Here is a 21,072-nt window from a genome sequence, read left to right as displayed (position 1 = left end):
CTTTGAATGCATTACAAATTGTGAGAATAGAGTGGCTCTGCTTGAGTGCGCTGATTAGCGTAAATTGTTCATCGAGTCTGACATCAAGAGAGCGGTAGCCTTTTTTAGGATAAGATTGTGCTCCTCAAGACGAGCTATTTGCTTCTTCAGCTCACGGATTTCAATTTGTTCAGGGGTAATCGGAGATGCTTTTGGTGTGCCACCCTGGCGTTCTAGYTTTAACTGTCTCACCCATTTATCCATAGTGGACTTACCTACGTTCATCGCCTTTGCAGCTTCGATGATGCTATGGTTTTTATCGAGGACTAATTGGGCTGCTTCAAGTTTGAATTCAGCACTAAATGTTTTTCTGGTTGTCGATCTCATGTGTTCACCTAAAGTCATCTACGAGGTAATAATATCACCTCTATTTAGGTGGCCAAAATTAGTGTGCCACTACATTACCATTACGCCAGCACTTTCAGCACCATGTATTAATTCTCTTTGATAGTCATTCCATGTTCCTGTAACAGGAAACGACACACCTATAGTATTACGAATACTCTGAACCACTTCATCAATATTAGACTTAATGGTGAAGCTTCCAATAAAATCAAGAGGTTTACTATTGTGTGAAATAAGAAAATCTTTATACCAAGCTTGCTTACTTAATGCTTGTAATAATATGTCCCTAAGCTCTGTAGAAGGCTCTTGCATTTGCACACCATCAACAGTTCTCAGATCAGGAATAGGTAAGTTTTCACGAGGTGGATTCGGTAAAAAAAGAAAACCAAAAGGAGTGTTGGTTACCCTAGCAATATTTTGCGCCTGTTTAAATGTCGGCTTTTTCTGGCCACGCTCCCAAGACAGAACTTTATCTACATTCACACTGATTTTTCGAGCAAGCACTGACTCACTGTAACCAGACCTTAGTCTAGCCCAGCTAAGTACATCAGGATTTACAAGTGCTTCTATTGCCATTTTTAGTTCTAAAACCTCTAATAATTTACATAATTGTATACATCTGAATCTGATTTGACAGTATTTTTTACAGCCAATCCTAAACTCGAAGTAATAGGTAAAGGTTAAAAAAGATGGCCTGCACAAATCTCTGGGGATTAACAGGCGACACCGAGATCACTGAAGTTCACCTCCCCCCTGCGAAGTTGTCGAAATACGCAGATAAAAATGCCGTGGCGACATCATGGATGATGGCGCAGGCTCGGGGGGACAGGGATGTCCCATCTGAGCCGTTAGGCGATTTTTATTGGAGTATGAGACCAGTAACCAATGCATGTAACTTCGCTAGGGGCGTCTTGGAGAATCCAAGGAGGATAGGACGAGCAGTCCTCCTTGGTCGGGTGTGGGGTGAAGCCCCACGACGTTGACTTTGATTTTAAAAAAAGCTTTAGATTGCTCTGCCATGAGATACCAAAACTCATAAGTCAAAAACTCAAACGAAGTTTGGAAACCCACAGCCCTGCGGCGCCTGAGCAGCCCCTTACACTTGTGGTCTATGTAGATCAAAACGCAGATCTTCACAGATCCCATAATAGGCCGATGGGCCGCCGGCACGTAATACGGGCTCGGCGAGTGCAGTTTGATAAATCCCCTCGGCATTGAGTAAATGCTTAGCAATATGCACGGCAACCACTTCACCTAACACTAACCAAGTATCGATCTTGTCGCCATTAGCGGCTGTTAACTGGATGCATTGGGACAATTTGCATTCGAAGTTTACTGGGCTTTCAGCCACTAAATCGGCCTTAACAATGGTGCCAGCTTTAGCCGTGAGTCCGGCAAAACTAAACTCATCTTGACCGCGTGGCAGCATGGCGGAGGTTTGATTCATCTGCTCGGCTAAGCCGCGAGTGGTGAGGTTCCACACAAATTCCCCTGTTTCGACAATATTGGCGACACTGTCTTTCCAGCCTGTGCTGGCAAAGCCGATGATGGGCGGTTTGTAGTTGAAACAATTAAAAAAGCTGTAAGGTGCGAGATTACGTTGCCCCTCGGCATTCCGTGATGAAATCCAGCCGATCGGTCGAGGCCCCACAATCGCATTTAAAGGATCGTGTGCAAGGCCATGGCCTTTGCTCGGTTCGTAAAAATAGCGGTTATCAGCAGTCATACTTCATCCTTTTGTTATTGCCACAACAATACTGGTGCAATTAATACAGCCATCACAGGTACGCTTTTATAGCCGCTATCTTACCCAAGTTTCGAGCAGCGACCAAAAGTCTGTAGGGCAATTTAAGTCAGCTCCTTGAACAACATCTGGCTGCAAATTTCAAATCCAACACACTCTTCTGCTAAAGTGATACTTATCAGTGGGCTAAAAAGCCTAACTCTGCTAAATAGCATGTGGCAAATGAAGGAGCGGTGAATGAACGCGATAAAAGGGGGATGGAAGAGGTTATTGTTGGTCGCAGTGCTGTTAGCGACAGGTTGTGCCAGCGTAGCGCAAATCGATTTCAATAGCCTGTTTGGCACTAGCTCACCGCAAAAACGCGTCGAAAATGCACAGCTTAACGACCAATTTATTCAACAAGCCGAGTTTGTGCACACACAAGTTGAGCCTATTCTCAATAGCCGCTGCGTGGTATGTCATGCCTGTTACGATGCCCCCTGTCAGTTAAAAATGACCTCGAGCGAAGGTATAGAACGCGGGGCGAGTAAGGAAAAGGTCTACCAAGGCACACGCTTAGTCGCTGCCACACCTAATCGCTTATTTGTCGATGCCTTTACCCCAGAAGCTTGGCGTCAACGCGGGTTTTACCCCATGCTAAACGAGCGCGATCAAACCCCAGAAGCTAATACCCAAGCCTCGGTATTAGCCAGAATGCTCACGCTTAAGCAAATGCATCCCCTGCCTGAAGACAAGATTTTAGATAAGCGTTTTGATTTCAGCCTAGACAGAGTTCAGCAATGCGCCAGCCTAGAGGAAATGGACAAATACGAGCAAAGCCAGCCCCTTGCAGGTATGCCTTATGGCTTGCCAGCACTGAATGCGAATGAACATCAAGTGTTGATGCACTGGCTCGAGCAAGGTGCGCCACTGCCGTTTGCACAAGCGCTTACACCTGAATTTATTGCAGAAATAACCCTCTGGGAGAAGTTTTTAAACGGCGACAGTTTAAAAAGCCAATTAAGTGCACGCTACATCTACGAGCATTTGTTTGCCTTCCATTTATATTTTGAGTCTTTGAATCAGCCGAACACCCAGCCTTTATTCTTCGAGTTAGTGCGTTCTCGGACGCCGCCGGGGCAAGCGCTGGATATTATCGCCTCCCGTCGTCCCTTCGACGATCCTAAGGTGGAGCGAGTCTATTACCGCTTTCGGCCTTATCGGGCAACCATAGTCGATAAAACCCACATCCCCTACGCTTTGAATACCGGCTTGCTCAATAACTGGCAACAATGGTTTATCGATGCGGATTACTCAGTCACTCAACTGCCGAGCTACCAGCCGAGCGTTGCGGCTAATCCCTTTGAAGCTTTTATTCAAATTCCTGCCAGTGCGCGCTATCGATTTATGCTGACCCGCGCCCAAGATACCATTATGGGCTTTATCAAAGGCCCAGTGTGCCGTGGTCAGGTGGCGCTCAATGTCATTAACGATAGATTCTGGGTGTACTTTGTGACTCCAGATTATATGGACGACACTGACTTTAGCGCCTTTTACCATTCCCAACTTGAAAACCTACGTATGCCTGCAGAGGAAGAAAGCACTGCATTAGCAGTAACTTGGGTAAAATATGCCGCCAAGCAAGGCAAATATATGCGGGCGCGTAATCAGTTCTTGAACGAGAAATTCAAAAACGGCCAGCACCTTACCATAGACGGACTCTGGGATGGCGACGACACCAATGATAATGCCAGCCTGACAGTACTGCGCCATTTCGACAATGCCACTGTGGTCAAAGGCTTAGTCGGCGAACCACCCAAAACGGCTTGGATTATCGATTATGCCTTGCTGGAGCGTATCCACTATTTATTGGTCGCGGGTTTCGATGTTTATGGTAACTACGGCCACCAGCTATTAACTCGCTTATACATGGATTTTTTACGCATGGAGGGGGAATCGAATTTCCTGACCCTGTTACCGCAGGAGGAAAGGCGCAAGCAGTTGAGTGATTGGTATCAAGGGGCTGGTACTCAGCTCACGGCCTTTATCGCAGGGGATATCAACACCTTTCATCAGCCTACGGGCGTACTTTACTTTAGTGACGATCTAAAGGGCGAGCTGTATCAAAAACTCGGACAGAAGGTTGCTAAGGTTCAACCCAATCGATATCACATAGAAAACAGCAGCTTGCAAATACATAGCAAAGCACTTTTACACACATTAGATCGATTAAAAGGCACACAAGCGACCCTGTTACCTGAACTAACCATGATCATGGTGGAACCTGAAAAAGCGGGTAAAGCTGAGATATTTACCTTAGTTCGCAATAGCGCTCATCGGAATATTTCGAGCCTGTTTAATGAGGCGAGTAACCGCGAACCCGCTAAAGATGACGTCACTTTAGTGCATGGCTTATTGGGCAGTTATCCTGAGGCATTTTGGCAAGTGAAAGAACAGGACTTGCCTAACGTCGTGGCGACAGTAGAGAAAATGCAAACTGAAAAAGACTATGAAGCACTGTTAGATATGGTGGGTGTACGCCGTACCGATCCGAAGTTTTGGGCCTTTAGTGACAAACTCAATCAGATCTTTTTCGACAATCACCCGATAGAAAGTGGGTGGCTGGATTACAACCGACTGCAAAATCGTTAATAAAAAGGGGAACGTTAGTGTTCCCCTTCCTTTCAAATCAACCCAGTAAACTTACCAGATCTTAACGCGATCTTCAGGGGCTAAATACAGCTTATCGCCAGGCTTAACATCGAATGCAGTATACCAAGCATCTAAGTTACGCACGGTCAGCGCGCGGTACATGCCGGGGGCATGTCCATCGGTTGCCACCCGAGCACGCAGGGCTTCGTCACGCATCTTAGTAGCCCAAGTTTGCGCAAAGCCGATAAAGAAGCGTTGATCACCCGTAAAGCCTCCAATCACTGGGGCATCTTTGCCTTTAAGCGAGGCGTGATAAGCATCATAAGCGGCGGCTAAACCTGCTACGTCGGCAATGTTTTCACCTAAGGTCAACTTGCCATTCACGTGTAAATCAGGGAAAGGCGCATAAGCATCAAACTGCTGCGCTAACGCATCGCCTTGCTTATCAAATTGAGCAAAGTCAGCGGGCGTCCACCAGTTACGCATAGCACCAGTCGAGTCAAAGGCCGCGCCATTGTTATCAAAACTATGGCTGATTTCATGACCAATCACAGCGCCAATCGCGCCATAGTTGTAAGCGGCATCGGCCTTAGCATCGAAGAATGGCGGTTGCAAAATACCCGCGGGGAAGTTAAGCGCATTCTGCACGGGCAAATTCACCGCATTCACCACTTGCGGCGTCATCCACCACTCGCCTTTATCCATTGGTTTGCCAATCTTGGCTAACTGGTGGCTGTACTCTACTTTTTCGCCATTGATGGCATTGGCGTAGGCATTGGTCGCAGTCACTGCATAGCTGTCGTAATTGCGCCATTTATCGGGATAACCCACGCCCACCGCCATAGTGGCCACTTTTGCTAGGGCTTCTTTCTTGGTTGAAGGGTCCATCCAATCGAGTTTTTCCACTCGCTGACCGAAGGCGGTCACTATGTTATCCACCATAGTGCTGACTTCTGCTTTGGCCGAAGCGGGGAAATATTGCTCGGCATAGGCATGGCCTACGGCATCACCTAAATATTGGTCGAGTGCCGCTAAGGCACGTTTATCGCGGCTACGCTGCTCTGGCGTGCCAGAAAGCTTAGTGCCATTAAAGGCAAACGAAGCGTTGTCGATAGCCGATGGCAACACATCAGCATGGCTGTTGATATGGTGGAACACGAGCCAATCTTTCCATGCATCTAAAGGCTCAGAGGCCACAAGCGCAGAAAGCCCCGTAATCGCCGTTGCATGGTAGGCCGCAAATTTAGGCTGATTGCCCAGTTGCGCCGCCGCTAGAAAGGCAGTCCAATCGATGCCCGGTGCTTTGGCATCAAAGTCAGCACGGCTCCATACCCCCGAAGACTGAGTAAAATCTTCGCTTGCTTCACGGCTGGCGTGGGCCGCGGCAATCTTGTTTTCAAGGGTAAAAATACGATCGGCACGAACAGCGGCATCGCTCACACCAGCATCTTTGAGCAAGATTTCAATGTAAGCGCGGTAAGCGGTGCGAATGTCGACCATTTTAGGATCGGCAGACAGGTAATATTCACGCTCAGGTAAGCCTAAACCGCCCTGTAAAAAGTAAGGTAAGACTTCGCCCGGCGTTGCTAAACCTTGGGTGACGAAGATCCCAAATAGGTTTTCGGTATAAAAGTCAGTCGCGTTGAGAGGATCGACATCGGCGCGCAGATTTCCGCCTAACGCCGCAGATAAATCCTGCTTGCTCGCAATGGCCTCATAACGGGCAATATCCGCCTCGGCAGGCTTCATTCCTGCGGCATCAATAGCGGCGGTATCTGTGTAAGCCTTGTAGAAATCGGCGATACGCGCTTCGTCGCTCCCCACCGCATGTTGCGCTTTCACCAGATCGGCAATCAAACTGGTTTTATGCTTTTCGGTTGCTTCAAAGGCAACGAGGAAAGCGCCAGTGCTGGAGCGATCGGCTGGGATCATCGTCGTTTTCATCCACTCGCCATTGGCGTAGGTATAAAAATCATCCCCTGGTTTTACCGTTGGCGTCATAGCCGCGACATTAATGCCAATCGGCATTTGAGCCGCAACGTCTTGACTTTTTGGCGCGTTTTCGCTGGTTTTTACGGTGTTTTCTGTGGTGTTATCACTGCAAGCAGTGAGCCCAGCCAGTACTGAAGTTGACAGTAACAGCACGGGAATAAGACGGTCCGACATGAATGACTCCTCTCTTTTTTATTATTGTATTTATAGTGTGATTGCTAAGTTTGGCAGTGTAACTGGCACTGAATGAAGAAGTAAAACAAAGCCAATTTTTATGATAGAAAGTTAATGCAAACAATTTGAGCCAGACGCTTAAACTCGCAGCTTAGCATCATCACGACCGCGCTCAACTGCAGGCACAAAAAAGCCGACACTATGTCGGCTTAATCAAGTTTGCTAACGACTACTTTATAATTTGATCTGAGTGTACTGAGTCCACGCAAGCACTTGTCCCATCTGAGGAATGATCCATACTGCCGTGTGCTCATTTTGATAAACACGATAATAAAATAAATCTTCATCACGGATATCATGCTTACGAATTTCACGGTAGAACTGCATAGCAGAATGGCTGACTTCATCCGGTTTTGTCAGTTCTTTTTGTAACACTTTAACGTGAAAAACATCGACTTTAAGGTCATCAATTGTGGTCTGGTACTGCTCAAACTCACCGCGGATAGTGTATTTAATCGGCGTCGTTAAACAATCTTGATCTGTAATACAGGAGGTTGAATAAAACTTACCCTTATTTTGCCCTTCATAGACCAGAGACATACTGAGATCGTTACGAACTAAGAGTTCGCCCGCGACGGGAAAATAAATATCCGCATGGTAATTATGCTCAAGTAACTCCCCCATTCCTTTATCATCCGCAGGGAGGACAATACGGTTATAGCGAATGCGCTGCTCCATTATTTGGCTCAGCGGAATAAACTCCGCCATATTTAATCCTGCGGGTTTTGCATCTATCGCCGTGATATTGATGATGCCGTGACCACTGCAGGCATCGGCGTCCAGCTCAGGGCAAATCGCCATCGAATAATTTTTGCCATCAGTTGAGGTAAATGCACTGAAGTAATTAAGGTTATTGATGTGATTTCCCTCTGGCGCTAAATGTTTTTGCCACCATGAAGGATGTAAACGATCCTCATCACCAATATAAAAGGTTCGCGCCGTCCCCAGCGTGCCACCAATATTGAGGCTGATATATTTATCGGCATGCCATTTAGCCACCTGTTTAACCACCGCATGGTGGTCGCTCACATACCAAACGATTGCCAAGATAGCGCACAAGAGGGCAATACCAGCAACTTTAGTCCAAACCGACACCCCCACTAAGGCATCACGAATTGCATTCGCATCATTGATCGCCAGCATCTTTACATGGGATTGTTCAGAGATATGCAATTGATACCCGCGGCGTGCCACGGTTTTAAGCTGCACTTCGGTATAGGGTTCGAGCTTTTTACGTAAGGTACTGATGCATTGCGTTAAAGAGGTAGGAGCAACCACCCTTTCAGGCCAGCCGACCTGCAGCAATTCTTCCTTAGTAAAAATGGCATTCGTGGATGATAACAGCAGCACTAATAAGGCCGTTTCGGAAAAAGTCAGGCTGATGGTTGTCCCATTCACATGATCGACTAATTCCTTAGCCTGTTCATCTAACATTAAATAAGATGTGATTTTATGCATGTTAAACGCCTGAAAGATCAGCCAATACTGATAAAGTTTGATTACACTAACAACATGCAATCATCATGTGACATTGTTTCTTTCCAAGAAAACGATGATATGCAATCACCAAGTCAAGATGGTTTATTTTACCTTTTAACAACATATAAGAGTGTGACTCTATACTCAGTTTAGTCATTGTTTAATAAGTACAAAGTTAGACTAATACAGAGGTCGCTAAACTAGATTTCTTGGTATTTAAAGATCCAAGAACAACACAAAAGTAATGCACCAATCCAGCCACCCAGCAAACCATACATTAAGGGTAAGCCCAGCCCAGTTTGAGCAAGCAGAGTGAGACTACTTTTAGCCGCGAGTGTATCCGAGGGAGTCGCGAGTAAATTTAAAGCACGGAACAGATCAGTAGGGTTCAACAAAATCAGTAGATTGAATACAGTACGATTAAACATCTCACTCATTCCAACCACAGCACTGAGTAAAATAAGATCATAAACCAGCACAAGCACAAACCATAAAATGAGTAATATCCCCAGTGCCTTGGCTTTTTCTCGCACACACAAGCTAACCCAATAACCCAAGAGCACGAACACTAATGACAGTAAAATACTGCTCATAATCAAATGGCTAAACCCGATCGCTATGGATAACTGGGCCTGAGTATCGCCCAGTGATATCAGTATCAATCCTGTTAAACCAAAGCCCAAAATGCAGGCAATGGTCATCACGCAGGCATGGCCTAAAAACTTGCCGCACACCAGATGCCAACGTGCTAATGGATAAGTCAGTAATAACAACAGAGTGCCGGATTCTTTTTCACCAACAAAGCTGTCATAACTCAATAAAATCGCACCTAAAGGGAGCATAAATACCGATAAAGTGACTAACCCAGAGAGGATCTGGGCAGGCTCAAATACCACTAAGTTGCCGGACACTGCGCTGCCCATAAAACTCACACACAGAGATAGCAGCAACAAGATTCCCGCCATCATCCATAACCAACGATTACGTAAATTATCCTTAAACTCTTTGGCGGCTATGGTACTCACTATGCTCAGGGCACTTAAACGGCGATGCAAAACCTCGGAACGGTTCATAGGACTGATTCCAAATTAATCGCCTGATTTATATCTGTTATGTTAATAGTCTTTGTGGGCATTGTTGGCGACTGAAGGGGGCAAAGACTTTCCATGTAATGATGAAATACACTCTGCAAACTAGGAGGTTCAATAGAAAAATCCCCCACGGGCACTTTTTGTAATAAGTGATTTAACACGGCTGACTTTTGCTCCTGTGACACGGCGAGCATGAGTCCCTGCCCCGCGCTTGCCTTAACACATGCCGCTAAAATAGGATCCGCTAGCAATGCTTGCCTTTGAGTATTAGATAGAAAATGCAACAAGATATGATTTGGCAACTGAGTCGTCGCCCTCAGGGAGGTTAAGCTTCCCGAAGCCAACATTCGCCCTCGACCTAAGATCAAAGCGCGATCCATCTGATCTTGTACTAATCCCAACTCATGGGTACTGATAATAATGGCGCAGCCCTGCGCCCTGAGCTGAGCGATTTTTTGATACAGGAAAGCCGATGCCAAGGGATCTAAGCCAACTGTCGGTTCATCGAGTAACAGTACCTTAGGCTCAGCCAATATCGCCTGCGCGAGTCCAAGACGTTGCCGCATCCCCTTAGAAAAAGTACTCAAGCGCTTATCTTTAGCGGCCTCTAAACCAAATTCAGCAAGTAATTCATGCACTTTAGGCAAGGCAACGCCCTTAAGCTTAGCGAAATATCGCAGCAGCTCATTGGCGGTCATATTGTCATAAAAACTCACATTTTCAGGTAAATAGCCTAAGGACAAACTCTGTCTGGCATTCATACTTCCGACACTATAACCTTGAACTTGGAGCAAGCCACTTGTGGGGGTAAGTAATCCCAAAATAAGCTTGAGTAACGTAGATTTACCCGCACCATTATGCCCAAGGAGTGCGATCACTTGACCCGCTAGCACCTCAAAACTCACATCATCCAGTGCCTTAAACTTGCCATAGCATTTACTGATATTTGTCGCTTTAACAACCACATCAGCATTCACTACAGGCTTATTCGCTGAGCAGGTCAAAGTTTGATGATTCATCGCGAACCTCCATCAATCAGTACGTGCGCGCCACTTTGCATTAGGGGAAAACGATCACTTATACCGCTCGTCACTTGGGGCTTAAATTGGCGTTCCACCCAACGCAGTAACAACACAACGGGGCTTTCCATCAACAGTTTGGCTTCAGGATAAAGCCAAAACAGTTTATCTAAACTGTCATTCGGCCTATGGACAATATCCCCGAATCCATCGCCATTCAGATCCCAACCTTGATATTCCGACCAGTAATTCCCCTGCCCCTGATAACTCCATTCAAGTTGAGTTTCTCCGACATATTTAACTTGGGTTTGATTGGCCATAATACGATTATGCCAAAGGCGATTTTCCTCTCCGCCCATGGCCATACTGATCCCAGTATCACTGTAGCTAAACTCGTTATCTTGAATACGGTTATGTTGAGCAGCGTAAATAAAAATACCTTTCCCCTCATTGCCAAGCTCCACAGTGCCCTTAGGGTTATGGATTTGACTCGCAACATTGGCTTGCACATGGGATGCCTCAGTAATGTTGAGTAAAATGCCAAAGTCCCGCGCCTGAGTCACACGGTTGTGGTGCAGGTAAATATGGGTTGAATTCATTAGGGCATAACCGCCATCGACGGCAATCGCTTGGTTTTGCCACGCTTCGTCGGCTTGGGTATACATATAGTGAATACCATATTGCAGCTTAGTGAATTGATTTTCATAAATGCGGCTGTGGGTAACGGACTCTAAATACACACCATCACGGACAAAAATCAGCTGATTTCGGTCAATTTGTGGCGAATTAACATGCTTGAGATAAATGCCATCACCCCGATCAAGCACATGAATGGCGCCGTTACCACTAATGCTATTGTCCGTGATGATGGGCGAGTTTAGCTGTTCGCCATAAATACCAAAACCATCACCCACCAAGCGGTTTCCCTTAATCTGCACATGATCCGCCCCTTTTTTGAGTAAAATGGCGGCATCACGGTAATACAGATCCCGTCCCCAGTGGCGAATATTCAGCCCCTCTATACTCACCTGAGGTGCCTCAATGACCAACGCACTCCCTTGGCGTAGTGCATCTAATGTCGCGCCCATTTCCCCCCTTAGCGAAATAGATTGCGTCACCTTAAAGGAGCCTTCATACACCCCAGTGGCTAGCACTAAGGTGTCACCTGCTTGGGCTTTATTAAGGGCAAGGGTGAGTGAATCTGTATCTGTTACCCGAATGAGTGCAGCCCAAGTACCGAAAGAGGCAAAGCACAGCAGCCAGATAAGGACGAGACGCAGCTTCATCATCACAACCTTATTTATCACCCGCGAGCAGTTCTAAGGTGATGTCATCAAATCTCAGTACTCGACCACCGTATTCCTTAGCAAAGGCTTCGGCGGCAGCTTTGGTACTAAAAGGGGCAACGGCAGGTCCCATCACAGCTTTCTTAGTCGTACCGTAAACATAGAAGGCATTTTGAGCATCAATAAAGGCGCCATCGTCAGGTTGATCCCAATCGGTCGTGCCCGCGTCATGCACCATCATGTAATCAATTTGTCTTTTATTTTCAGGTTGTAATGCAAAGTTAAACATATCGCGAGCCGAACAAAACTTAGGTACCGTTTTCTCTGCCTTGAGGTGCACTTGCCCTTTAGGTCCGGGATATTTAGTAATCACCATGCCGCATAAATGGCAACGGTCATGCTCGTGGATCATCTCGGCTTTATGAACATGGTCTGTGGCCTCGCTTTTATTACAGCCAAATAGCAAGGGCACTAACAGCAACAATGCATAGTATTTCTTCATCCTATTTATCCTTTTATTAAAAATATCAACGCCTCGCCAGATTCCTTGCAGGGACAGATCTTTACGGCGAGGGTTGATAGAACGGGTTTCATCTTTCATTCATTTTGCTTTGTGCTTTTGCAATCGCATTATCGATTACTTCACGGTTGATACTGTCGCCATTGTGTTTGAGCAGGAGCTGCCAATGGTCAATGGCCTCTTGGTTACGAGCATGCAAGTAAGCATCTGCCGCGAGTAACATATGGGTTTGAGGCTCAAAGGGAGAGAGTGCTAATGCTTTGGCAATCACCTCTTGGGTTTCAGGTGTCATTTGCCGAAGCTCACGGTAATAAAGCGCGTTAGCTTTTGCCCCTAACACTTCGGCATCTTCTCCCCCTATTTCGAGTAATTTATCTAAGGTCAGCACCGCATCTGAGTACAAACCTCCCGCATTGTAAGCCTGAGCTAATGACATAAGTGCCAAGGTGTTTTGCGGCTCACTCTGAGCCCAACGACTGGCTTTGGTGATCTCGGCCGCCACTAAATAATCAATATTTTCATCAAGCCGACCTTGATCCCAATCCCTAAAACGGCCTGTTTGACTGTAGATAGCAAGGGTCAGCAGCACTAGGACGATTCCCATCGCAAAGGGCACTTTGCTCGACATGTTTGGCAACTGTGCGATTCCCATTACTAGGTTTAGACGCATGTGCTGCCAATAAATGTAAGCAACAAACAACAGTAAACTGATGCCAATGCCTAGTCCTAAGCTCACCATTCCAGTCTCCATTTCACTCTCCAAACAACTCGTTTTAGGAGCCTGATTAACCGTGTGCAGGCATCATCTTTTTATTTTTCATCTCTTTCATTTCGCTGGGTTTCTCAATATTTTTCAGTTCAATTTCAAAGATAAGTGCTGACTCAGGAGGAATAATACCTACAGCTTCAGTGCCATAGGCAAGGCTTGCTGGTACCACAAAACGGTATTTAGACCCCACAGGCATCAACTTTAATCCCTCTTCCCAAGCGGGGATCACCGACATTAATGCAAAGCGAGTAGGCTCTTTACGTCCAACCGTATTTTCAAACTCAGTCCCATCGATAAGAGTGCCAACATATTCCACTGTGACCACATCTTCTGGATTGGGTTTATGACCTTTACCTTGGGTTAAGACTTCGTATTGAAGACCAGAGGCGGTGACTTTAACGCCAGACTTTTTTTGATTTTCAGCAAGATATGCCGCACTTGCCTTTTTAGTTTCTGCCATTTGTTTTTCAGCAACGACAGTTATTGCGGCATTGAGTTGTTCTGCTCTTTGGTTCAGGTAGGTCAGCACTTCTTCGTCGGTTAATTGCTGTTTATCTTTAAGCGCATCCACAAAACCTTGCACGACTAAGTCGACATTCACCTCTGAACCCAATTCAACTTGGTTGTAAACTTGACCAGAAATGTAATTACCAATAGAAGCGCCAATGCTGTAGGAGGTTTTATCTGCATCGGTTTTCAGACTTGTGGCGGCAAAACTGGCTACCGAAACAAATAATGCGGCGCAGGTCGCCACTGTGATGCTTTTGGGGATAAAAGAAGTTGGCATACGTGTTTTCATTTTATGTTCTCTACAATGTTAACCCTGTGGGTTTCGCCTTTTGGCCCTGCAAACCAAACCGATAAAACATCGGTCCTGTGTGTTACTAAGGTTTTTCTGTTACTCGACCCGACATACGCCAGCCATAAATACCATCGGCCATATGACGCACACCTGTGTAACCTAGCTTCATGGTTTCTCTCGCCGCCATATTGCTGCTGGTGCAAAGGCGGTTAGCGCAGTAAAACACCATGACTGCATCTTTATTCTTTGGAAGTAACTCTCTCCAATTCTGAACATTGAAAAAAACTGCTCCGGGGATAAAACCTTCTGCCCATATCTCCAGTGTATTTACGTCGAAAAAATAAACGCCTTGTTTGCCGACTAAGGTTTCCGCTTCCATCATCGAAATGGGATTTAATTGGATTTCGTTATAGGGCACTTCAGACATTTCTGAGCCACCACCGGCGATGACTGGCATAGCAGTCACGCCTAAGGCCAACACCATCAATATTCGGCTTACACTTTGACGAAGCATGTTATGCATAATTAGGCTCTCATATTCCCCGACACCCAAAGGTGTCGGGGATAACTAGGACTCAAGTTAAATTATATTTTCTTCGCACTCAGCGCATTACCATCAATAATGGCTTGGGCTTGGGTCACATAGGTCAAGGCGGCATCTAAGCGTTTTTGTGAGTAACGCGCACCATGAACACCCCATGAACCATCGGCTTTAATCAGCTTGAGGACATCTTGAGCTTTATCGGTCAACAACAGCACTTGCGTCTTATCTTCTACCGATAACTTCGCCATATTGGGGGACTTATCGATGCTAATAAGGGCTTTTTCTACTTTGGCATAGGTTTCTTTCACTGGTTTTTGCCACTTCTGAACTTTGCCGTAGATTTGCTGTTGATCTTTAAAGTGCAGACCCTCACCCAACTTAGATTGAAATTGGCTATGGCAACCTTTGTTATCCACTACATCGTGATCAGAAGCGGAAGTACGAGCACAGGTCCACATCAGATCGAGGTAGTTATGGCCATTTTCGTCCTTCGCCACAGTCCAGCCCTTAGTGGATGAGTCGCGAGACTTACCTTCAGGTGGGTTAAGCGTCTTACGCAATGGATCGACATCGATTTTCCACATGTGCGACTTACGAACGTTGTCGAAACCGGCCATATCAGGGAACTGGATCGCAGTGAAGTTTTCACAACTACCCATGTTTGGCATATGACAGCTTTGACAAGTTTGTTTACTGTGGGTCTTGGTATTACTCGCAATTTCAGCCTGTGCCGTATGGCAATCGGTACATTCTTTGATGAGTTTTGGTTTAGTAATACCGGATTTCCAATCACCATCAGTCACTTCGTGTGGATCATGACAGGTAGAACAACGCATACCCTTATCGTAGTGAGATGAGGCAAACATTTGCGAACCTTCTGTACCACAAGATGGGCACGAAGATTTCATCTTCACGTTAAAGGCATATTCCAGTTTTTCTTTACCCTGTGGGGTTTGCGCAAGTTCTTCTACGAAGTTAAAACGCTGGTGACAACGCTCACAGTTAGAAGGCATACCACCACCGATACCGCCGTCTAAATGACCACCTGCGCCATGGCACTCTTCACAGGTAATACCGAGTGACACTGTATGTTTTTGGAGCTCTTTAGGATTACCAAGGGCTGCAAAAAACTCATCTTTAGTTTTAAAATCAAACTTAAAGGTGTGGCACATTTCGCAATAGGAACTCGCAGGTTGGAATAAGAATTCCTTCTCGTATTTAGCACCATAGGAGCTCATACCCCATTGGTGTGAACCACTCGCGCCAAAATCTTCCATTTTAGTTGGAAATTCAGGAATAACTTTCTGAATTTTCTTCGCCATTTCAGGGGTTAACCATTCAGCCCAACCACGGGAGAATTGGTTACCACCGGCGACCATAGTGCCAGTACCATCTTTGAGTAAACCGTCTTTCACATGGAAAGTACCGCGTACTAAGTAGCTATCGATAAAGCCGTATTTGGTTCTTGGTGTTCCCACCGTCGCATAAATTGCATCAGGGGTAATGCCGTCTGGCAGGATAGAAGTATCCTTAGTGCCATACATGGTTTTGTTTAAATCGTTATCGACTTCGGGATGACTCCCCGGAAAACGTAAGGTTTTTGAATGGCGTGAACGTTTCCACTTTTCATATTGTGGGCCGTGGCACTCACCACATTTTTCAGGACCAACAAACTTATTTGGGAAATCCAAAATCGACTTGGCACCGAGGCGATATTGCAATGCCATAGGGCGATTGCCCTCTTGATGTTGGCTATATTTTTGGCTATCACCACCGTGTAAGTATTCTTCACCACGGTCACTGACCTTATAGGTTCCTTTTAAACGACCTTGCTCGGCATATTTAAATACCGGATGATTTTCAAAAAGAAAATCAAACAACTCTTTTTCCTGAACAATATAATCCTGCAGTGTTCTTACACCACGGGATTCTAGTGTTAGATCGGGATTAGCCATAATTCCCTGAGCTTCCGCACTCATTTGTTTATTACCATAGCCAGGCTTTACCTCGCCCGGTTTAGCATCGGATGCTATTCCGGCCACACTGATGATAGTACCTAAACAAAACAGCACGCTGAGTGCTATTTTGGATTTCCATCGTTTCATCATTCACTCCTAATTATCATTAGTTTTTTATTTTCTACTGAACCTAATTGCTCACTGAACGACATAAACAATTGACCAGTTACAGCATGGTGGAGGCAAAAAACCATTAAAAATCAGAGCTAGAGCACACTAAATTTGCGCTGATAAATCAAGATGAATGAAATCAACTAAAACAAATAAAATACAATAACTTACAAAATTAATGCCATTTGTTTTTTAGAAGTTAAAAAGCACATTTCAGTTATAAAAAAAACTAAAAATGCATTTTACTTTTCAAAAAACATCAAGAGTAAAAAGGAATAATTTAATAACGGATAAGATCACATTATTAAATGCAAAACTCGACTAATCTTAAAATCAACAGTGATTAAATCTTGTGATTAAACTGACTTTTACTACGAAAAAAATTATATGTACATTTAAAATCACAATAAAATAATTCAAGTTTTTGAGCGAATCGAATAAAAATTCAGCCAGTTAAAACCACATAGGTAAAATAGTTAACTGTTAACACCATATTACCGCGACCACATTATTCTAAGGCATAATAAATGACAACTATGCTTCCAGAAATTGGACATATATTACTGATCATCAGTAGCGTATTGGCATTATTTTCTGCAGCACTACCTTTAATCGGTGTTAAGCAGAATAATGCCTATCTAGTGGGATTAAGCCCGATACTCTTTAGAGCCATATTTACCTCAGTATTTGTTTCACTTCTTTGCTTAATTTATTGCTTTATGACTGATGATTTTTCTGTTGCTTATGTCGCAAACCACTCGAATAGCCAATTAGCCTTGGGTTATAAAGTGGCCGCCGTTTGGGGCAGCCACGAAGGGTCAATGCTGTTTTGGATATTTGCGATTGCACTTTGGGGCGCGATCATCAGTTATCGCATAAAAATGGCGGATTGCACTCAAGATAAGGCCAGCGATAAATACCAAGACGCCCTGTATTTTGCGAGGCTGTTGGCCATTTTGGCATTAGTAATCCTTGGTTTTAACTTATTTTTACTCTTTACCTCTAATCCCTTTGCCCGCTTATTACCTAACATTCCGATTGAAGGGCGAGATCTTAACCCCATTTTGCAAGACATAGGACTCATACTGCATCCGCCCATGCTCTTTCTTGGTTATGTTGGCCTCACAGTTTGCTTTGCCGCAGCGTTAGCATCACTGCTCGGTGGTGGTTTTAATACTCGTCAAATTAACTATTTACGACCTTGGGTATTATTAGCGTGGGTGTTTCTAACGGGCGGCAATGCCTTTGGATCTTGGTGGGCCTATAACGAACTGGGTTGGGGTGGTTGGTGGTTTTGGGATCCGGTAGAAAACGCCTCCTTTATTCCTTGGCTTGTGGCAACAGCATTAGTACATTCCCTCATTCTCACTCAACGTACTCATGGCTTTAAACTCACGACTTTACTGCTGTGCTTATTGGCATTCTCACTCAGTTTACTCGGCAGCTTTTTGGTGCGTTCCGGCATAGTGCAATCGGTACATGCCTTTGCTGCCGATCCGACCCGTGGTATGTCAATCCTCTGCTTATTAGTGATTTTTGTTGGGGCTGCGTTACTCATTTTTGCACTCAAAGCCCACCATTTAAAAGCGGATGTGACTTTCGCGCTTTTCAGTAAGGAAACGCTGTTACTGCTCGGGATCGTTATCTTAGTCGTAGCAGCGTTTTCCGTATTACTCGGTACATTTTACCCTTTGATCTATGAGCTACTCGATTTAGGTACACTTTCAGTGGGTGCCCCTTATTTCAACGCTATATTTGTCCCCCTCACTTTCTTGCTTGTCCTTTTAATGGGCATTGCGCCCTTAGTGCAATGGCAAATAGCGCAATGGCAAAATGCCTCAAAGACTCGTATTACTTCCCTGCTCATTCCTAGCCTAGTGATATTAGCCGTCGCTGGCTGGGTAAGCTTACAGGCCGCCTCGGGCAGTAGCTTATTTTTACTCCTTGGCACTGCCGCAGCACTTTGGTTGCTGGTGTGTTTATTGCTCACGATATTGGCAGCCTCAGGATTAGGTAGACGAATATATGCCCGTCAATTAACCCAAAACCGCAATGAGCACGGCTTAAATCCTCCCGTTAAAACATCAAAACAAGGGTTTATAGCCATGCTATTCGCCCACTTTGGGGTGGCTATCACTATTATTGGTGCAACATCCATCTCCTTTTTTGAACAGGAAGCCCTCCTCAGAATGGGCCCTGGCCAAGGTAAACCGTTGGCGGGTTATATCTTAGTGTATGAAAGCACTGAGAATGTCGAAACCAACAGCTTTACGGCAATCCAAGCCAATATCAGTATCCGCGATGGTGCGAATGATGAAGTGATCCTCGGTTACGTTAGGCCGCAACGCCAAACCTTTAAAAGCAATGGGATGGAAATGTCCCACGCGGGTATCGAACATGGATTCTGGCGGGATATTTATGTGTCTATGGGGCTGCAATTAAGTGACAGCGAATACCTTATCCGTATCAGCTATAAACCCCTTGCGAGTTGGATCTGGCTTGGTGCGCTATTAATGATGCTAGGTGGGGCGATTGCCGCTTGGCCTACTCGCCATTTTAGCTACCAAGCTGATTTAACAACCTTAGGTAACCTATCCCATCACAAACCACAGGAGACACTTGCCTAATGAATCCAATATTGCGCTTTTTAGTCTTACTGCTCCCTATCACCTTATGTGGGATAGGGATCCCATGCTTATCCGTAGCGCAAGCTCAGCCCATATCAAGCCTTTCCTACCAGCAACAGGCAATAGATATCAGTAAAGTGCTGCGTTGCCCTATGGCGACGAATCAAAGCCTATTTGAATCACAGGCGCCAATCGCCCACGAGCTCAAAGCACAAATATTCTCGATGCTGGAACAGGGGCAAAGCCAAGATGAGATTATCGATTTTATGGTGCAACGCTATGGTCAAAAAATCCGTTATCAACCTGAATTTAATACCTCCACCTTCGCACTTTGGTTTGGGCCACTGCTGTTATTAGTGCTTGGTGTTGGGTTGTGTCTCGCATTGGTAACCCGTAGAAAAACACAAACGACTATTTAAAAGTAAAGGATAACCAGATGAAATTACACTATTTTCCCTTTGTTCTACTCGCGTGTTTGGGTCTGTTTTCTAATAGCAGCTCAGCCCACTCACTAGACAATAAACTCTACAGTACAGGAGAGCCCCTCCCTAAGCCCCTTGTGATGACTGGTTTTATAGAAATGCAGCACGCACGCGGCGTACCAGAAGTTCCCTTTATTGATGAATCAGGACAAACCCAAACCCTAAAACAGCACCAAGGAAAATTGGTTTTAGTCAATCTTTGGGCAACCTGGTGTGCACCCTGTTTAAGGGAAATTCCAGAACTCCAAAAGCTTAAGCAGCAGTATCAAGGGAAGAATATCGCCATCATTCCAATCTCTATCGATGAAGAATCTAAAGATGTACGCCCTTTTCTTAACCAACATGGCTTTAGCGGCTATGCCACTTGGCTTGACCCGGAGCAAAACATAGAACAAATCATTCCCGCGAATGTCGTACCCGCCAGTTATATTTTTGATGCTAAAGGTAATCTTGTCGGTTTTGTGCGGGGATATCTCGATTGGGCTGATAAAGACGTTGGCCCTTATCTTGATCAACTGATTGCAAAATACGGCCAATAATCACCAAGTAACACAGGCTCACAATATATTTCTCCATTCGGTCATCCGCCAAAATTTGCCGAAACCCGCTGCCGCCTATTTGGCTGCGGGTATTTTTATCTCTGCCCCATCTTTGTATTCTGCGACGCATTTCTTTAAAATTGCCGCCAAACTCTTTATTTCAAGGCAAATCAGATGAAACTCACCCGCTTAACTCAACCTATTTATGACCACTTATATCGTGATATCAGTGAGTTTCGTAGCACCTTCGACTTGCCCGTTAATGATGTTGATTCTTTAGATGACAAGGCCGATACCTTACATACTTCACTGATTATTGAGGAGTTAACTGAACTTGCAGAAGCCGATAGCCGTATCGAACAGGCCGATGCCATAGTCGATTCTGTATACGTGTTAATGGGCCGTCTAGTGCACTTAGGCGCGCAAGCAATGACGGACAGACTCGAAATCAGTTACCTGATTGACTTGTTGCTTTGCGTGGCTCAAAACCGTGAAATCGACTTTATTAGCTGCTGGGATGAAGTCCACTCGAGCAATATGAGTAAAGTGTGCCGTAACGAGCAAGAACTGGCCGAGACCATTGCCTTCTATGCCAAGCAAGGTGTTGAAATTGTCGGTAGTCAGCAAGGTGATTTCATCATAGCCAAATGTGCTAAAGATGTGGAAATGGCAGGTAAAGTGGTTCGCCAAGGCAAGGTACTAAAATCGGTTTACTACCGCCCAGCGGATCTGACTACACTGGTTAAAGCCTAGATTTTATAGCTTTTTTTAAGAGCCTGTTATTTGCAGGCTCTTATTTC

Annotated in this window: 17 protein-coding genes and 1 pseudogene; 5 read left to right on the top strand and 13 right to left on the bottom strand. The window is 45.2% G+C overall.

All coding sequences use genetic code 11. The features are described 5' to 3' along the window. The 3 genes and pseudogenes from L5M11_RS17775 to L5M11_RS17765 all read right to left on the bottom strand — a co-directional run. Positions 1-366: pseudogene (locus L5M11_RS17775) on the bottom strand (transposase); the annotation flags it as partial. Between the two features lie 69 nt (positions 367-435). Beyond that, positions 436-960 carry a multiprotein-bridging factor 1 family protein gene (locus tag L5M11_RS17770; protein WP_263192880.1) on the bottom strand — a complete coding sequence of 175 codons (525 nt, stop codon included), beginning with the start codon at positions 958-960 and terminating at the stop codon, positions 436-438. A 520-nt stretch (positions 961-1,480) separates the two neighbouring features. Next, entirely contained in the window at positions 1,481-2,110 is a 630-nt protein-coding gene (locus L5M11_RS17765; RefSeq protein WP_012588671.1) for a flavin reductase family protein, read from the bottom strand. A gap of 255 nt (positions 2,111-2,365) precedes the next feature. Between L5M11_RS17765 and L5M11_RS17760 the strand changes: the two genes are divergently transcribed. Next, positions 2,366-4,759 carry a fatty acid cis/trans isomerase gene (locus L5M11_RS17760; RefSeq protein WP_263192879.1) on the top strand — a complete coding sequence of 798 codons (2,394 nt, stop codon included), beginning with the start codon at positions 2,366-2,368 and terminating at the stop codon, positions 4,757-4,759. Positions 4,760-4,810: 51 nt separating this feature from the next. Here the strand turns inward: L5M11_RS17760 and L5M11_RS17755 are convergent, their stop codons facing one another. From L5M11_RS17755 to sirA, 10 genes are all read right to left on the bottom strand, one after another. Next, positions 4,811-6,925, bottom strand: a complete 2,115-nt coding sequence (locus tag L5M11_RS17755) for a M13 family metallopeptidase (RefSeq protein WP_263192878.1) — start codon at positions 6,923-6,925, stop codon at positions 4,811-4,813. 234 nt (positions 6,926-7,159) lie between these two features. Continuing rightward, positions 7,160-8,443, bottom strand: a complete 1,284-nt coding sequence (locus tag L5M11_RS17750; RefSeq protein WP_173496241.1) for a transcriptional regulator — start codon at positions 8,441-8,443, stop codon at positions 7,160-7,162. A gap of 221 nt (positions 8,444-8,664) precedes the next feature. Beyond that, the gene (locus tag L5M11_RS17745; RefSeq protein WP_263192877.1) at positions 8,665-9,537 is read right to left on the bottom strand and encodes an ABC transporter permease; all 873 of its coding nucleotides are present in this window, start codon (positions 9,535-9,537) and stop codon (positions 8,665-8,667) included. Next, positions 9,534-10,574, bottom strand: coding sequence for an ABC transporter ATP-binding protein (locus L5M11_RS17740; protein ID WP_263192876.1), 1,041 nt, complete (start codon positions 10,572-10,574; stop codon positions 9,534-9,536). The genes L5M11_RS17745 and L5M11_RS17740 overlap by 4 nt, the downstream gene beginning before the upstream one ends. Further along, positions 10,571-11,860: a nitrous oxide reductase family maturation protein NosD gene (gene nosD / locus L5M11_RS17735; protein ID WP_263192874.1), complete on the bottom strand. Its 1,290-nt coding sequence runs from the start codon at positions 11,858-11,860 to the stop codon at positions 10,571-10,573. The genes L5M11_RS17740 and nosD overlap by 4 nt, the downstream gene beginning before the upstream one ends. Before the next feature lie 10 nt (positions 11,861-11,870). Continuing rightward, on the bottom strand, positions 11,871-12,362 hold the full coding sequence (locus tag L5M11_RS17730) for a nitrous oxide reductase accessory protein NosL (protein ID WP_263192872.1): 492 nt from the start codon (positions 12,360-12,362) through the stop codon (positions 11,871-11,873). Positions 12,363-12,450: 88 nt separating this feature from the next. Then, positions 12,451-13,131 carry a nitrite reductase gene (locus tag L5M11_RS17725; RefSeq protein ID WP_263192871.1) on the bottom strand — a complete coding sequence of 227 codons (681 nt, stop codon included), beginning with the start codon at positions 13,129-13,131 and terminating at the stop codon, positions 12,451-12,453. A 34-nt stretch (positions 13,132-13,165) separates the two neighbouring features. Beyond that, entirely contained in the window at positions 13,166-13,948 is a 783-nt protein-coding gene (locus L5M11_RS17720) for an FKBP-type peptidyl-prolyl cis-trans isomerase (protein WP_263192869.1), read from the bottom strand. An 85-nt stretch (positions 13,949-14,033) separates the two neighbouring features. After that, positions 14,034-14,474: a rhodanese-like domain-containing protein gene (locus L5M11_RS17715; protein ID WP_028761786.1), complete on the bottom strand. Its 441-nt coding sequence runs from the start codon at positions 14,472-14,474 to the stop codon at positions 14,034-14,036. Between the two features lie 62 nt (positions 14,475-14,536). Further along, the gene (gene sirA, locus L5M11_RS17710) at positions 14,537-16,600 is read right to left on the bottom strand and encodes a dissimilatory sulfite reductase SirA (RefSeq protein ID WP_263192868.1); all 2,064 of its coding nucleotides are present in this window, start codon (positions 16,598-16,600) and stop codon (positions 14,537-14,539) included. Positions 16,601-17,151: 551 nt separating this feature from the next. Here sirA and L5M11_RS17705 point away from each other — a divergent pair. The 4 genes from L5M11_RS17705 to L5M11_RS17690 all read left to right on the top strand — a co-directional run bounded on the left by L5M11_RS17705 (position 17,152) and on the right by L5M11_RS17690 (position 21,025). Then, positions 17,152-19,251, top strand: coding sequence for a heme lyase CcmF/NrfE family subunit (locus L5M11_RS17705; RefSeq protein ID WP_263192867.1), 2,100 nt, complete (start codon positions 17,152-17,154; stop codon positions 19,249-19,251). Beyond that, a complete protein-coding gene (locus L5M11_RS17700; protein ID WP_263192866.1) occupies positions 19,251-19,670 on the top strand; it encodes a cytochrome c-type biogenesis protein CcmH in 420 nt (139 codons plus the stop codon). The genes L5M11_RS17705 and L5M11_RS17700 overlap by 1 nt, the downstream gene beginning before the upstream one ends. Positions 19,671-19,687: 17 nt before the next feature. Beyond that, entirely contained in the window at positions 19,688-20,272 is a 585-nt protein-coding gene (locus L5M11_RS17695) for a TlpA family protein disulfide reductase (protein ID WP_263192864.1), read from the top strand. 174 nt (positions 20,273-20,446) lie between these two features. After that, complete coding sequence (locus tag L5M11_RS17690; RefSeq protein ID WP_105250355.1) at positions 20,447-21,025, top strand: nucleoside triphosphate pyrophosphohydrolase family protein; 579 nt, start codon at positions 20,447-20,449, stop codon at positions 21,023-21,025. Positions 21,026-21,072 lie beyond the last annotated feature (47 nt).

Source organism: Shewanella sp. SM87 (assembly GCF_025653705.1).
Lineage (GTDB): Bacteria > Pseudomonadota > Gammaproteobacteria > Enterobacterales > Shewanellaceae > Shewanella > Shewanella oncorhynchi.
Note: the sequence above shows the minus strand (reverse complement) of the source record. Positions and strands in the feature narration are given on the sequence as shown.

Coding starts and splice junctions, on each gene's coding strand:
- nosD (WP_263192874.1), bottom strand. CDS start 11,860: ATGAAGCTGCGTCTCGTCCTTATCTGGCTGCTGTGCTTTGCCTCTTTC.
- L5M11_RS17690 (WP_105250355.1), top strand. CDS start 20,447: ATGAAACTCACCCGCTTAACTCAACCTATTTATGACCACTTATATCGT.
- L5M11_RS17700 (WP_263192866.1), top strand. CDS start 19,251: ATGAATCCAATATTGCGCTTTTTAGTCTTACTGCTCCCTATCACCTTA.
- L5M11_RS17755 (WP_263192878.1), bottom strand. CDS start 6,925: ATGTCGGACCGTCTTATTCCCGTGCTGTTACTGTCAACTTCAGTACTG.
- L5M11_RS17745 (WP_263192877.1), bottom strand. CDS start 9,537: ATGAACCGTTCCGAGGTTTTGCATCGCCGTTTAAGTGCCCTGAGCATA.
- L5M11_RS17715 (WP_028761786.1), bottom strand. CDS start 14,474: ATGCATAACATGCTTCGTCAAAGTGTAAGCCGAATATTGATGGTGTTG.
- L5M11_RS17730 (WP_263192872.1), bottom strand. CDS start 12,362: ATGAAGAAATACTATGCATTGTTGCTGTTAGTGCCCTTGCTATTTGGC.
- L5M11_RS17765 (WP_012588671.1), bottom strand. CDS start 2,110: ATGACTGCTGATAACCGCTATTTTTACGAACCGAGCAAAGGCCATGGC.
- L5M11_RS17750 (WP_173496241.1), bottom strand. CDS start 8,443: ATGCATAAAATCACATCTTATTTAATGTTAGATGAACAGGCTAAGGAA.
- L5M11_RS17725 (WP_263192871.1), bottom strand. CDS start 13,131: ATGGAGACTGGAATGGTGAGCTTAGGACTAGGCATTGGCATCAGTTTA.
- L5M11_RS17760 (WP_263192879.1), top strand. CDS start 2,366: ATGAACGCGATAAAAGGGGGATGGAAGAGGTTATTGTTGGTCGCAGTG.
- L5M11_RS17770 (WP_263192880.1), bottom strand. CDS start 960: ATGGCAATAGAAGCACTTGTAAATCCTGATGTACTTAGCTGGGCTAGA.
- L5M11_RS17705 (WP_263192867.1), top strand. CDS start 17,152: ATGACAACTATGCTTCCAGAAATTGGACATATATTACTGATCATCAGT.
- L5M11_RS17720 (WP_263192869.1), bottom strand. CDS start 13,948: ATGAAAACACGTATGCCAACTTCTTTTATCCCCAAAAGCATCACAGTG.
- sirA (WP_263192868.1), bottom strand. CDS start 16,600: ATGAAACGATGGAAATCCAAAATAGCACTCAGCGTGCTGTTTTGTTTA.
- L5M11_RS17740 (WP_263192876.1), bottom strand. CDS start 10,574: ATGAATCATCAAACTTTGACCTGCTCAGCGAATAAGCCTGTAGTGAAT.
- L5M11_RS17695 (WP_263192864.1), top strand. CDS start 19,688: ATGAAATTACACTATTTTCCCTTTGTTCTACTCGCGTGTTTGGGTCTG.